Annotated in this window: 10 protein-coding genes and 4 tRNA genes; 7 read left to right on the top strand and 7 right to left on the bottom strand. The window is 45.0% G+C overall.

The features are described from left to right. The first annotated feature begins 199 nt into the window (after window positions 1–199). The 3 genes from ACKU35_RS10705 to ACKU35_RS10695 all read left to right on the top strand — a co-directional run bounded on the left by ACKU35_RS10705 (window position 200) and on the right by ACKU35_RS10695 (window position 1,050). Window positions 200–275 (top strand) — tRNA-Asn (locus ACKU35_RS10705). 215 nt (window positions 276–490) lie between these two features. Then, window positions 491–566: transfer RNA gene (locus ACKU35_RS10700), tRNA-Asn, on the top strand. A gap of 4 nt (window positions 567–570) precedes the next feature. Then, window positions 571–1,050 (top strand): cereblon family protein, encoded by a 480-nt coding sequence (locus ACKU35_RS10695; protein ID WP_319759210.1) that lies wholly within the window; start codon window positions 571–573, stop codon window positions 1,048–1,050. A gap of 57 nt (window positions 1,051–1,107) precedes the next feature. Here ACKU35_RS10695 and pyk read toward each other — a convergent pair whose 3' ends face one another. Further along, window positions 1,108–2,535, bottom strand: coding sequence for a pyruvate kinase (gene pyk / locus ACKU35_RS10690; protein WP_319759209.1), 1,428 nt, complete (start codon window positions 2,533–2,535; stop codon window positions 1,108–1,110). 249 nt (window positions 2,536–2,784) lie between these two features. On the opposite strand from pyk, the gene ACKU35_RS10685 reads away from it, so the two are divergent. From ACKU35_RS10685 to ACKU35_RS10675, 3 genes are all read left to right on the top strand, one after another. Continuing rightward, window positions 2,785–3,261 carry an OmpH family outer membrane protein gene (locus ACKU35_RS10685; RefSeq protein ID WP_319759208.1) on the top strand — a complete coding sequence of 159 codons (477 nt, stop codon included), beginning with the start codon at window positions 2,785–2,787 and terminating at the stop codon, window positions 3,259–3,261. A gap of 291 nt (window positions 3,262–3,552) precedes the next feature. Further along, window positions 3,553–5,211: a Na/Pi cotransporter family protein gene (locus ACKU35_RS10680; protein ID WP_319759207.1), complete on the top strand. Its 1,659-nt coding sequence runs from the start codon at window positions 3,553–3,555 to the stop codon at window positions 5,209–5,211. 16 nt (window positions 5,212–5,227) lie between these two features. Further along, on the top strand, window positions 5,228–6,373 hold the full coding sequence (locus ACKU35_RS10675; protein ID WP_319759206.1) for a hypothetical protein: 1,146 nt from the start codon (window positions 5,228–5,230) through the stop codon (window positions 6,371–6,373). Between the two features lie 26 nt (window positions 6,374–6,399). Here ACKU35_RS10675 and ACKU35_RS10670 read toward each other — a convergent pair whose 3' ends face one another. The 6 genes from ACKU35_RS10670 to ACKU35_RS10645 all read right to left on the bottom strand — a co-directional run bounded on the left by ACKU35_RS10670 (window position 6,400) and on the right by ACKU35_RS10645 (window position 12,740). Continuing rightward, the gene (locus tag ACKU35_RS10670; RefSeq protein WP_319759205.1) at window positions 6,400–8,052 is read right to left on the bottom strand and encodes a PAS domain S-box protein; all 1,653 of its coding nucleotides are present in this window, start codon (window positions 8,050–8,052) and stop codon (window positions 6,400–6,402) included. Then, complete coding sequence (gene ercA, locus ACKU35_RS10665) at window positions 8,036–9,196, bottom strand: alcohol dehydrogenase-like regulatory protein ErcA (RefSeq protein ID WP_319759204.1); 1,161 nt, start codon at window positions 9,194–9,196, stop codon at window positions 8,036–8,038. The genes ACKU35_RS10670 and ercA overlap by 17 nt, the downstream gene beginning before the upstream one ends. Window positions 9,197–9,417: 221 nt before the next feature. Beyond that, on the bottom strand, window positions 9,418–10,953 hold the full coding sequence (locus ACKU35_RS10660; RefSeq protein WP_319759203.1) for a DUF4301 family protein: 1,536 nt from the start codon (window positions 10,951–10,953) through the stop codon (window positions 9,418–9,420). 459 nt (window positions 10,954–11,412) lie between these two features. Further along, window positions 11,413–11,489 (bottom strand) — tRNA-Met (locus tag ACKU35_RS10655). Window positions 11,490–11,681: 192 nt separating this feature from the next. Further along, window positions 11,682–11,758: transfer RNA gene (locus ACKU35_RS10650), tRNA-Met, on the bottom strand. Window positions 11,759–11,858: 100 nt separating this feature from the next. Beyond that, complete coding sequence (locus tag ACKU35_RS10645) at window positions 11,859–12,740, bottom strand: LysR family transcriptional regulator ArgP (RefSeq protein WP_319759202.1); 882 nt, start codon at window positions 12,738–12,740, stop codon at window positions 11,859–11,861. A gap of 98 nt (window positions 12,741–12,838) precedes the next feature. On the opposite strand from ACKU35_RS10645, the gene ACKU35_RS10640 reads away from it, so the two are divergent. After that, window positions 12,839–13,459 carry a LysE/ArgO family amino acid transporter gene (locus ACKU35_RS10640; RefSeq protein WP_319759201.1) on the top strand — a complete coding sequence of 207 codons (621 nt, stop codon included), beginning with the start codon at window positions 12,839–12,841 and terminating at the stop codon, window positions 13,457–13,459. Window positions 13,460–13,498 lie beyond the last annotated feature (39 nt).

Below are 13,498 nucleotides of genomic sequence, written 5' to 3'. Positions count from 1 at the left end.
AACGGCTACCGCTCAGAAAAGTTTTTCGAAATAGACCGAAAAAGCGTCCCAAAAACATCATTCCCGCGTCCTGCTCTCTTTGAACAAGAAAAAGTCTAAATAATTTTTAAATTAAATTAAAGATAATATTTGACATAGGGACAACAAATTCGTAAAAACCATCTTCGTTGCAGCGGGAAACCGCACAACACCCAAATATTCCTCGGTGGCTCAATCGGCAGAGCGGGTGACTGTTAATCACTAGGTTGGGGGTTCAAGTCCCTCCCGGGGAGCCAGAATATGCAAAGGCTGCTTTCACATGAAAGCAGCCTTTTTCTTTAATAAATTTACGGTTAAAGCTACCTTAAGCAGTTACCTAAGAATCCGGTCAAACCATTTTTGCCGGAAATAAAAATAAAATTAATTAAAATTCATATAATGTTTGACAACTTGGACACAAATCCGTAAACCAATCTTCGTTGCAGCGGGAAACCGCACAACACTCAAATATTCCTCGGTGGCTCAATCGGCAGAGCGGGTGACTGTTAATCACTAGGTTGGGGGTTCAAGTCCCTCCCGGGGAGCCAGAATATGCAAAGGCTGCTTTCACATGAAAGCAGCCTTTTTCTTTGCACTCCATTTGAGAGCAAGTTATGCTGGGCTATGCAAATAAGCTCCAGCACTACGCCCTACTCACTCCTAAAATCATCCCCTTCAAATCCGATATACGATCACGAGGTCAAAGATCAGGATTCACTTCATGATTTCAAGAAAAAAATAACCTGCCGATCCTGCGGGGCAGAGATAACGGACAGCTCATCTGCGGTAAAAATCAACAACAAGCACGAGCATTCTTTTTTTAATCCGCACGGATATGTATTTCAGATAAGATGCTTTTCAAGCGCACAGGGCTGCATCAGCAGCGGACGGTCCTCCAGCGAGTTTACATGGTTCCCTGGGCACACATGGCAGATTGCCGGATGCAGCACCTGCATGACGCACCTCGGCTGGAAATTTCAATCTGAACTCACTTCTTTTTACGGACTTATCCGTGACAAAATCAGTGATTAAAAAAACTCCCGGCACCATACGGAACCGGGAGTTTTCATTTTCTTTATATTGTTAAGGCTACTTGTAGTACAGCTTAACTTCATTAGTTTTAGGCATAGTCTGTCCGGGAGTGGGCTGACCGGAAACCAAAACGAAACCCTCACCTTTTTCAAACTTTTCTTCAGCTTCAAGGAATTCAACAAGACGGTCCCTGTGATTGGTAAGCTTTGATTCCGTCGCAATTGGAATAATACCCCAGAAGAAATTAAGATACGCGGGAACGCTCTTATCCGGAGTCAGGCAATAAACAGGCTGCTGTGGTCTGCGACTGCACATAAGGCGTGCAGATGAGCCGCTGGAAGAATGACAGATGATAGCCGGGCTATCAATGTTCTTAGCCAGCAGACATGCGGAGTAACTCAAATACTTTACGGGATTCGGAACAAGCTCATCCGCAGGTTTGTAGGGACCTTTGATGCGGGCGATGTAATATGGCTCTGTTCCTTCCGCAATTTCTTTAATAAAGCCCACAGCTTCAGCCGGATAGGCACCGATGGCGGTCTCCTCGGAAAGCATACAGCAGTCCGCGCCGTCCATGATCGCATTCGCAACGTCATTTGCTTCCGCACGGGTTGGGATAGGGTTCTTAACCATGGAGAGCATCATCTGAGTGGCGACAATTACCGGCTTCTGAGCATGCCGGGCAGCACGGATAAGTTTTTTCTGGATAACCGGAACGGTAGAGAGCTTGCACTCAAGCCCGAGGTCGCCGCGGGCAACCATAATACCGCTGGCAACTTCCAGAATGGATTCAATATTATCTACCGCGTTCTGCCGTTCAATTTTAGCGATGATGGGCAACACGACACCGTGTTTATTCATTGCCGCAAGCACATCTTCTACATCCTGTGCAGTCTGGACAAATGACATCGCAATGGCATCAACACCGATTTCGATGCATCCGGCCAGATCAACTTTATCTTTCTCGGTAAAAGCCGGCAGCGCGATATGCTTGCCCGGAAAAGTGATACCCTTTTTGGAAGCCAGCAGACCCGCATTCTGAGCCTGAAGTTTATATAGTTTATTTTTCTCAATAGTTTCGGTTACGAAAAACTGAAGCATTCCATCACTGAGCGAAACTTCCATTCCATCTTCAAGTCCCTGCAGCAATTCAGGCTGGTCAAGGGGAATAAAAGGAAGATCTTCTGCCTTGTCCGCCACATCAGGAAGTCCAAGATATACATAAGCGCGGGACTCAATATCATGAGGAGCACCGGCTATAACACCTACTCTGATTTTCGGGCCGCACAGGTCCCCCATAACAGTAAGAGGTATGGCAAGGTCCTTCTCAACCTGACGAATCATAGCAATGACGGGCTTAAAGCTTTCCGCATCTGAGTGTGAAAAATTCAGACGGAGCACTCTTACTCCGTTCTGAACCATTTTAGTAATGGTCTCAACATTACTGGACCCCGGGCCGAGCGTGGCAACAACCTTGGTTTTCATGATCATGTCCTCAATATTTTATTTGGGTAAAATTTTTACTGTCCCCAATTGATAGGAAAAGTTCGGATCCACCACAATCCAATGTTCATTTCCGAAAATATTTCTAACATAATTTTCGCAAATGTACAAAATTTTAATTTCATTCTAGCATAATTTGACTATAATCTTTTTTTTATTTTACATGACGCGCTTCCAAGTTTATACCGATTAACTCTAAATGAAAATAATTTTAACTAAATGGAGATTAAAATGTTCAAGAACATGCTTAAATTAGCAGTGATCATTGCTCTAGTTGCCTTTGTTGCAGGATGCCAGCAGCAATCAGATTCTAATTCCAAAGTCGGCTTTGTTGATAGTAATAAAGTATTCAAAGAGTGCAAAGCCGGAAATAAGGGCATGGAATACCTCAAAAAATCAAGCGAGGAATTTAAGACTAAATTTGCCGAAATGCAAAAAAGCCTCGCCGGCAACAATACCGAAGCAAACACTCGCAAATTTCAGGAAGCCCTCGGCGAATACCAGACCAAAATGGGTGCTGAACAGAACCGCATCGTCGAAGCTCTCCAGTCCGCCTTCACCAAAGCCGTTGATGAGTACCGCAAAGCCAACGGTTACTCTGTAATCCTCGGCACCGAAGCAGCCATCAGCTATGATGAATCAGCTGATATCAGCGACAAAATCATCGAAGCCATGGATAAGATGGATATTAAAATCCAGCCTGAATAATCACACAGGCCCAAAAATGTGCCGGGAATATACCGGAAACACGGATCAATAATAAAGACAGGAACGAAGCGTGGATAATCCACGTTAGTTTCTGTCTTTTTTATAGTAGCGTACCGGACGCTGATTTATCGGTAAACTAAAAATCTCCCACTATCCAAGATAACGAGCTTTTTTGTCACAAAAAAAGTTATTATATTTCCCCTTAGCTTTACCTTGATTTTTACCTAAGCAAAAGAGAAGATCACATCATACTTTTTCTCTTAATTTCAACAATCTAATTAAGTATATTATATGAATTTAGCATTATTTGGAAATCTTTTCGGCGGACTGGGTCTTTTTTTGATCGGAATGCGTATGATGACCACAGGGTTGAAGCTCTCTACCGGTAAATCGCTGAAAAGAATTCTTGGAGAATGGACAAAAAGTCCGGGCCGCGGCCTTTTTTCCGGCTTCCTGATCACCGCGCTGGTGCAATCTTCGAGCGCGGTAACTGTAGCGGTTATCGGGTTTGTAAATGCCGGTCTTATCACTCTACCCCAATCCATCGGGGTAATTTACGGGAGTAACATAGGCACCACGGTTACCGGCTGGATTGTCGCCGCAGTAGGATTCAGCGTTAACCTGAAAGCATTTGCACTGCCTGTTATCGCGCTGGGTGCTATTATGCGCCTTAGCGGACCGACTAACCGCCGTGCATTCTTCGGAGACGCATTTGCCGGATTCGGACTTTTCCTTATGGGAATATCCACCCTGCAAATGTCCTTCAAGGGGATAGAATCCTCCATTGATCTCTCATCATTTGCCGCCATGGGCGCATTCTCCATTCCTATTTTCATCGGGATAGGACTGACCCTGACTCTGCTCATGCAAAGCTCCAGTGCCGCGATGGCTCTTGTCCTGACTGCCACAGTAAGCGGCCTGCTGGACCTCAACCAAGGAGCTGCCGCAGTGATAGGAACCAACATAGGCACAACCTCCACAGCCGCCCTTTCTGTAATCGGGGCAACTATAAACGCCAAGAAAGTCGCCGCCGGCCACATCATATTTAATATGATCACGGCCATAGTGGCTCTAATTATACTCCCGGTATTGATTAAATTTATCGTTTTCTGCATGGAACTGCTGAATTTAGGACATGATCCGGCCATCGTCCTTGCCCTGTTCCATACTGTTTTCAACTGTCTTGGAGTTCTGATACTCTGGCCGTTCACAGGCAAGCTGGTTTCTTTCATTGAAAAAAGATTCGCCTCTTCGGCAGACGAAAAAGGCCGCCCCAAATATTTGGACAACAACGTAGTCGGCACCCCGGTTCTGGCACTTGATGCCCTGACTCTTGAACTGGAACGCATCAGAGCTTTAACCAGCAGAATTGTGCGTAAAGGACTGAATTCAAATTTCAGCTACGGCGCACTGCCTACGGATAAAGAAGCTCAGGACAATCTCATCGAAGCATCACGCGCTTTTTGCGCCAAACTTCAATCTCGCCCGCTTACAGAATCGCAGGGCCAGCAAGTGGCCACGGCCCTTCGCGTACTGCAGTATTTCCGCACTGCCGGGGCGCTCTGTGCATCACTGGAAAAGAAAAGAATTAAGCCAGCTCTTGAAAAACTTGGCTCTGACGCCGATATGGTCACAGTCTTTCAGAATTCATGCATTGGCGTCCTGAACGTTACAGAAAATCCATGTTCTGAGGAATTCTGTCAAATCGACAACATGATACATGACATGTTATCAGCTTATCACGACCTGAAAGAAAAGCTGCTCTCAGCCGGTGGGATAGGAACTATCTCCGTCCCGGAGATGGTAGAGCAACTTGAATTATTCTCAAAAATCAGGCGTATAGCCCGGCAGGCAGCAAAGGGTGCGGTTTACTTTGTGGCCATGAAACCTAATTCCGGCATCTGCTGCCCAACCAACACTGTAAAATTTGCATGGAACCGCCACTGGTAAGTAACTGGAGCAACACATGAATAAATTTAAAGTTCCCGCACTAATTTTTGCCGCTGTATTTGTTATCTCAGCAACCGCTCTGTTTTTTTATGTAAAAAATGATCTAGGCGATAATAACGAAGTAAAAGTTGAAGCCCCGGCATGGGTCAATAAAAGCGGCTCAAGCGGCAAAAGACCTGTTTCCGATAAAATTGCAGAATCAGAATTAAAGCCCATTCCTTCCCTGATATCAAACGGAACTGATAAAAAAGAAACCGTAATAAAAGATAAAAAGGAACAAGCTCCGGCAGAAAAAGCGAACCAGACAGCTCCGGCTCCGCTGGAAAAGGCTGTTGATAAAATAAAAGAAAGCATCATCACTGAAGTTTTTCTCGATAACCTGGCCCAGTACGTAGCCGACTGCTATCATCCAGCCCACTCCCTGCCCTATAAAGCAGAGCAGGCATTCAGCTCAGCGTCATTCAAAGGCGTGAATATGCATTTCGGCCTGAATCTGCGAGGACTGATGCCGGAAGCCGGGACTCTTGTCGCTGCCCGGAAATCCATCTGGTCCTACCTGCTTGCACCCGGTAAAATTGAGGAATTATCCAAATCCGAAGTCGGCCCAATCCTTGACCTGATCGAGGAAAAGGGAATCCTCGCCGAGCGGAAATTTGTGGAAGGCGATACTTTTTCAGTCCGGGAACTTACCCGTTCCCAGAGAGCGGAAATGTTCAGAGTAAGCGCACAGCCTATACGCCATGTAGCTAAAGTACTCAAAGCTATTTCTGATAATCAGGATCTGATTCAGGCGCTTGACAGCTTCACAAAAGCACAAAAAAGGGTAGATTCCGCCAACGGCATATTCCAGCTGGATCTGGATAAATCTCGCAATTCAAATTCAGAACAAGCACACAAACAGGCCTCTCATTCCGGAAAATTACTTAAGGAAGCCATTACCATACGTGAAAAAATTAAAACTGGTATCACCGAAAAGATTAAGACATATTGCGCCGGAGATTGCGATGAACCAGACGACTCTTTTTACATCGCCCGCTGGGTTTTCCGCAGGGTTGTAAATGATCAGAACAAGCTTAAATCTATCGCAGCAGGAAGCGAAATATTAGAGGAGATAGCCTCAAAAATGGAAAACAGGGCCGATGCAATTGAAAAATCCATGTAGCCCTCTGGATCACAATCCAATCAGGGTCAACATCTGGCCGGAATCCTGATTACAACCTTCATGCCGTTGCCGGGACTTGTTTCAATATCAAAAGTTCCGCCGTGTTTCTGAGTTATGATGAAATAGGAGACAAAAAGTCCAAGCCCGGTTCCCTCTCCGGCAGGTTTTGTAGTGAAAAAAGGCTCCAGAGCCATTTTACGGGTTTTTGCATCCATACCCGGCCCATTATCTTCAATCTCGAGGCGCACAAAGTCACCTTCCGAGAGTAACCGGACAATAATTCGGGCAACACGGTCTTCGTTCATTTTCTGATCGGCTAAAATCGCCTGAACAGAATTTTTAAGAAGATTAATCAGTACCTGTTCAATTTCTGAAGGTGAACATAGCAGGCAGGGTGTAACATCCCCAAATTCGCGTACAATTTCAAACCCGCCGCTTCCGGATTGGCTATAAAAATCATAACCGCTAAAAGAAAGATCTATGGCGGTTTCCACTATGCCTTTTATGTCTGAGCAAACCCTTTCCCCGCCCGATTGACGGCTGAACTGAAGCATGTTTGAAACAATACGCGCAGATCTTTCACCCATCTCCCGCACCGATTCAAGCTTGGGAAGAACCCCTCTTTTCATACAGTATTCCTGAATTGCCTCGAAAGGAACTCCCAGCTCGCGCGCGACTTCATGGTTTTTGGGTAAATCGCCTGATATCCTGCGCTGAATATTTTGAACCCCCTGAAGGATACCGCCGAGAGGATTATTGATTTCGTGCGCCATTCCCGCAGCAAGTCCGCCAACAGTCATCATCTTTTCGGTCTGGACCATGACCTCTTCCATACGAGTACGGGCAGTAATATCATCTATGCGTATGACAACACCGGCCTCTTCACCATTGAACGGAAAAACAACAATTTCAAAAAAAACAGTCACTCCGTCCCGGTCCACATGAAAAATTTCTGTTCCCCCGGGCTTATCTCCCTTTATCGTCGCGGAGATAAGATGCTCAAACCGCCGCAGTTCCGGCATAATATCATAAACAAAACATCCTTCGGCCTTTTCTGCCGGTACGCCGCTCTCCTTATGTGCGTAATCGTTCCAGAGAACAACGTGTGCCCTTTCATCTACTCCCACCAGCACGGAATGCATGGAATCAATAACATTGGCCAAATAATTGCGAGTACGACGAAGTTCCCGCTGATCTGCCAATCTGCGACGCACATCACGAGCGACCATAACGATGTAGAGTCTGCCGCCCACGTAATGCACGCGTAGCGTCATCTCCACAGGGATGCGCACACCTTCCTTGCCCAGCAGATCCGTCATGGAGACATCTTCCTTATCCCATGACGAATAAACATCATCATCAATCAACACTTCATGGAGTAAAAAACAGGTCTCTTCAGGAAAAACCAGTTCAGGCGGACTGTCTAATAATCCTTCCCGGGTGTAATTCGTTTTTTTAAGCGCAGTCTTGTTAACATCCGCGAAACTCCATGAATAAACATCAAGCACAAAGAGAGCGTCGTTTGCGTTCTCCACCAGTGCCCTAAAGCGCTCCAGTTCGTTTATCCTTTCACGGAGTTCCGGATAATAGCTTTTGCGCATGGAGGTTTCCCCAAGCCCAATAAGCTTATTACGGACATTTTCATTTTCGCTGGTGGATGTCTTAGAGCGCCGCTTCATAAATTTTCTCAATTTCTTCCTGTGTTAATTCAACCGGATTGGTTACCATACAGGCATCTTTCAGAGCCATCTCAGCAAGCTTAGGAATATCTTCACGGTTCAGACCGAAATCCGCAAGTGATTTAGTAATACCAGTGGCCTTACGAAGGGCGATCACGGCTTCAACTAGTTCTTCACATATCTGATCGTCGCTTTTTCCGGCTATATCAACTCCCAGTTTCTGGGCAACATTACAATACCTTTGAACTGAGGAAGAAAAATTAGCTTTTATAACATATGGCAATAGAATAGCATTACACTCGCCATGAGGCAGGTCAAGGAATCCCCCAAGACTGTGAGCCATAGCATGAACAGCGCCGAGAATGGCGTTGGAAAAAGCAAGACCGGCTTCCATAGACCCAAGCATAACCCGTCCACGCAATTCAATATTTTTGGGGTCCTTGATGACTCCGGCCAGACTGCCGGAAACAAGCTCTATAGCGTCAAGAGCTAGGAGATCGGTAAGTGCTGAGTTTGCATTTGAAACATATGCTTCGATGGCATGGGTCAGGGCGTCCATACCGGTAGCTGCGGATAGTTGAGCACTCATGGTGGAGGTAAGTTCCGGATCGATCAAAGCGGCATCAGGGACCATGGCTTTGCTGACTATGCTTATTTTAACGTTACGATCAGTATCAGTAATAATTGCGAACTGGGAAACATCAGCGGAACTACCGGCTGTAGACGGAACACAGATAAGAGGAGGTCCCGGAACCCCAACCATGTCCACACCTTCGAAATTTAGGATATGTGAATTGTTGGTGATAACTATGCCAATCCCCTTGGCACAGTCCATGGGACTACCTCCGCCAACCGCGATTATACAGTCACATTTATTCTCCTGATAAAATTCTGCTCCTCGCATAACTTCCACATCCCGAGGATTTTCTGAAACATCGCTAAATACAAAAGTATCAATGCCGCAATCTTCAAGACTGTTTTGCACGGATTTAACCCAGCTGCACTTAACTATGCCCTTATCAGTAACGATTAATGCCCTGCTTACTCCAAAATTCTCTGCATACTGGCCTGCAAGCTTTGAAGAACCTACCCCGAACACCAGTTCCGGTGCGACAAATTTCCTCATGTTCAGTATTTCTTTCATTCTCCTATCCCCGCTCAGAAAGGAATTTTAAGTTATGACTTAAATGATTTTATCAAGCATATCAGACGATAACACAAAAACTTACAATGCCGCAACACAAGAAAAGCAAAACTGGCTTTATAGTACCGCTTTCACCTGAACATTTCGACTACAGCAAAAAAAAGGCTGTCCATGCCGATGACGTGAACAACCTATTTCCAAAATTAAGTTATAATTATTTATTAGTAACGATGCTCTTCCTTCAAAAGGTCATTTACTGTTTTCACTGGCGAAAAAGTACTTAGCGGTACTTCCACAAAAAAAGTAATCCAGTCGGCCATAGATCCATTCCACAAGCCCGGGAGCTCCATAGCTTTAAGCTTACGACCGTTCCGGGATTTTACGGAAATGAATCCGGTATCAGGATCAGTAAAATTTTTGAGCGCATACCACTCGCCCCGGTGGTTCCTCATTCCGCAAACAAGATCGACAGGGTTGAAATGGGTGGCTGACTTCACAATATCAACCTGATCGACGTCATTCATATCAACCTGACTCTTTTCTACTATCTGAGGAGTAACAGAACCGCCCGGACCTTTAACCCAGAAAGGTCCACCTCCGGGTTCGCCCTCGTTCTTTACCATTCCGCAAACTCGAATCGGCTTGGATAACCTGACCCTCAACAGGCTGATCTTCTCCTCAAGGCTCATCTGTCCGAAATCATCCGGCAAATGTATGGACAAATGGGAGATTGCAAATATAGAGACTGCGGCTACTTCAAACTCACTGCAATTATGATTTTCGAGCATGTTGAGACATTCAAAGACCTGCTCTTGAATCTTGACCAGCAGTCCCCCGAGCAGTTTTTTGTATTCGAGAGTAGTATCCTTTGCGGTGTCAGGAACTACATTATCAATGTTTTTCACGAAAACCAGATCACCGCGCAGCTTGTGCAGATTGTCCAACAAAGCACCGTGACCGGCAGGCCTGAACAGAATTTTACCTGAACCGGTACGAAAGACCTCGTTATTCATATCCACTGCGACAGTATCGGAACTTTTGCTCTGCTGAGAAAATTCAATATCAAAACGGCTGTCAGGAAACTGCGCGAGAACTTCTTCAACATGTTCTCGAATATTCTGTTCATGTTCCGGAGAGACAGTAAAATGCAACTTTACCATGCCCCGACGATCTTTGATATGCGCTTCAGACTCGGCAATATGCTCTGCAAAGGGAGTACGGTATCCATCAGCATAATTATGAAACGGAATTAGCCCCTTAGGCAACGAAGCGTAGTTAAGGCCCGTTTCAGTAAGCAGATATTCCAGAATGAGATTGTAATCCTGGTTTGCAAAAGCATCTTCCAGATTTGCCCCACCTTTCTGCATGGCATTTTTCAGGTCTTCGTAAAAAGGAAAGACCGGGAGCAAATCCATGAAAGTCTGAACCATCTCCTGTTCATTTTCGGCAAGCTCTTCGCCATTCAGTTTTGCCAGAAGATGCTTGAACATTCGTGTTGCAGCACCGGAAGCCGGCACAAAACGGCTGAAACGACCTTCGTTAGCGGCCTCTTCAAAACAACCCAGCAATTCATCCTTATCATCAGCTTGTATCCGGTAAATGCCATCATTCAAAGTACAGGCCCGCTCAAGACGAGTGGGAGGAAAACCGTTTTTAAAGCGTTCAACCTGCTTTGCCAAAGCTGAAGCAGAAGTTCCCTCATCAATAATATCAGCTAAACCATTCTCAATTTCGCGAAGTTCACTTTCAGTAACCATAACTTACCTTCCCGCATTACAAATTGAAAAACAGTAATAAAATCAATACGTACTGTTGAAAACACCATAACCACAGTGCTCAACTTGTCATAGACAGATACCTACCCCTTAACACAGTTTTTCAGCTGTGTTTAGTGTCAAAATAAATTAATTTGAAACTTTTTTGTTTTATCCCAAAATCTCAAGAACTTACTCTAACACACTGAATTACTAACATTAATTTTAACGCAGATATCATAAGCAACCTGAATAGTGAAAAAAATATGGTAAATATGAAGAGATAAGGAAACGGGAAGGTAACAAAATCTGTTTTGTGTGGGTAGACGAGGAATAAAAACGCGGCTGGAAATATGGTCTATCCGGGCTTGAGCCCCTTTTTCAGCGTGACCCAGATAAGATAGGCGGAACAAGGACAAAAAAAAGCCCAACCTTTAAGGTTGGGCTTTTGATGAATCATAATGGTTGCGGGGGCAGGATTTGAACCTACGACCTTCGGGTTATGAGCCCGACGAGCTACCAAACTGCTCCACCCCGCGTCAATGTAAGAGCATGTCTACATGCTCCGGTATCCGCTGTCAATCAAAAGAACGACTTAATGCGAATTATTTCAAATATTATCGGAAGTTAAATCGGTTTTGAACACCAGCTTCCGACACTCAGACAAAAGACACACACTTAAAAGTTTTAGCCTTTCGCACCTTAATTTCCGCCATGACCGAAAAATTCGGTGGTTGCGGGGGCAGGATTTGAACCTACGACCTTCGGGTTATGAGCCCGACGAGCTACCAAACTGCTCCACCCCGCGTCACTGAGAAGAGAAGAACTACAGCTACACCCAAGGGATGTCAACTTAAAAAATAAAATAAATCAAAACAGACCACTTTTTCCTATGATAAAATCTATTTCTATTTTTTTGTAAAAAAATCAACAAGCTCTCTGCGCATCAAATCGAGTAATTTTGTTTCGACATTCCATGAATGCCAATAAAGCGAAACAGGCACTCTGCCCTCTTCTACAACCTCTATCAAACGACCGGAATCAAGTTCCGGTTGAGCCTGAAATTCTGGAACCATGCCATAAGCCAAGCCCCGACAAAGCACATCTGCAAAAGATTCCGTTGAAGGGACATAAAAAATCGGATGCCTAACGATCTCTCCGGGAAAAACTTTCTCCAGCATTCGGGACTGGGTTTCGTCTTTGCGGTTAAAAACAGCTGCAGGGGCCAAGGCGACAGCATCGGCATTAAAACCATCACGGAACCATCTATCATTATATTCCGGCGAACTCAGGCACAGATAATCAAAAGTGGCCAGATAATCACAGCGGCACCCTTTAACCGGCTTCGATCCGGTACTTATGCAGCCGACCACCTCACCGCGGCGGAGCATTTCATGAGTCTGATTTTCATCGTCCACATAAATATCGAGCAGCACTTTATGTTTTTTTAAAAAGGGTTCAAGTGCATCTAGGAACCAATAAGCAAGGCTATCCGCATTAACTCCCACGGGAAGCGTAACAAATTCTCCCTTCGGATTAAGCCCCATGGAATCCTTAAGCTCATGCTCCAGTAATTTTATGGTGTGCAAATGCTTTATTAACTTGCGTCCGTCTTCAGTTGGTTCTGGTGGTGTTTTGCGTACCACAAGAACTCTTCCGAGTTGCTCTTCAAAACTGCGTATGCGCTGAGATACTGCGGACTGTGAAATATTAAGTTTTAATGCAGCCTTATCGAAACTGCCTTCCTCCACCACCGCTGCCAATGCTTCCAAAAAGATATTATCGAACATGAGCTTAGTATAAGTTAAACTTATGACAAATGAAAATATTTAATTTTACTTATTTTAACTAACGCCCTAGGTTCCTGAGAAACAACAAGGAGGAAAACATGTCATCTATTATTCCATATATTCAGGGATTTGGAACCGGGGCAGGATTAATTATCGCTATCGGGGCACAAAACGCTTTTGTGCTAACACAAAGTATCAAAAAGAATCATCATCTCAGTATTTGCCTGGTCTGCGCGCTGTGTGACGCATTCTTGATCAGCTTAGGCGTCTTAGGAACCGGTCAGCTTATAGCCTCCAATCCTATGCTGCTGAAGCCTGCGGCATGGGGCGGAACTCTTTTTCTTGCATGGTATGGATTCGGATCGTTCCGGTCAGCATTTAAAAGTGAAAAACTTGAAACAGAAAAAACTACCGTAACCGAATTAAAGCCGGTTATTCTGCTGACTCTGACCATCACACTGCTCAATCCTCATGTATATCTTGATACGGTTGTCATGCTAGGTTCGCTGAGCGGACAGTATGAAGGCATGGAACGCTATGTTTTCGGGCTGGGAGCCATCTCCGCATCCTTTGTCTGGTTTTATACCCTTGGGTTCGGAGGCCGGGCACTCGCTCCATTATTTAAAAAACCTTTCACATGGCGGGTACTGGACAGTGCGGTATGTCTAACTATGTGGGCGGTTGCATGGAATCTGGCCCAAAAAGCAATTAGTATTTAAAAATTAACGGAATTAGCATAGGATACTCTTCTATTCGGT

The organism is Maridesulfovibrio sp., assembly GCF_963676065.1.
In the GTDB taxonomy this organism is placed as follows: Bacteria; Desulfobacterota; Desulfovibrionia; order Desulfovibrionales; family Desulfovibrionaceae; genus Maridesulfovibrio.
Note: the sequence above shows the minus strand (reverse complement) of the source record. Positions and strands in the feature narration are given on the sequence as shown.

Excerpts from the sequence above, each read along its gene's own strand:
- ACKU35_RS10695 (WP_319759210.1), top strand. The coding sequence starts at position 571 with ATGCAAAGGCTGCTTTCACATGAAAGCAGCCTTTTTCTTTGCACTCCA.
- pyk (WP_319759209.1), bottom strand. The coding sequence starts at position 2,535 with ATGAAAACCAAGGTTGTTGCCACGCTCGGCCCGGGGTCCAGTAATGTT.
- ACKU35_RS10685 (WP_319759208.1), top strand. The coding sequence starts at position 2,785 with ATGTTCAAGAACATGCTTAAATTAGCAGTGATCATTGCTCTAGTTGCC.
- ACKU35_RS10680 (WP_319759207.1), top strand. The coding sequence starts at position 3,553 with ATGAATTTAGCATTATTTGGAAATCTTTTCGGCGGACTGGGTCTTTTT.
- ACKU35_RS10675 (WP_319759206.1), top strand. The coding sequence starts at position 5,228 with ATGAATAAATTTAAAGTTCCCGCACTAATTTTTGCCGCTGTATTTGTT.
- ACKU35_RS10670 (WP_319759205.1), bottom strand. The coding sequence starts at position 8,052 with ATGAAGCGGCGCTCTAAGACATCCACCAGCGAAAATGAAAATGTCCGT.
- ercA (WP_319759204.1), bottom strand. The coding sequence starts at position 9,196 with ATGAAAGAAATACTGAACATGAGGAAATTTGTCGCACCGGAACTGGTG.
- ACKU35_RS10660 (WP_319759203.1), bottom strand. The coding sequence starts at position 10,953 with ATGGTTACTGAAAGTGAACTTCGCGAAATTGAGAATGGTTTAGCTGAT.
- ACKU35_RS10645 (WP_319759202.1), bottom strand. The coding sequence starts at position 12,740 with ATGTTCGATAATATCTTTTTGGAAGCATTGGCAGCGGTGGTGGAGGAA.
- ACKU35_RS10640 (WP_319759201.1), top strand. The coding sequence starts at position 12,839 with ATGTCATCTATTATTCCATATATTCAGGGATTTGGAACCGGGGCAGGA.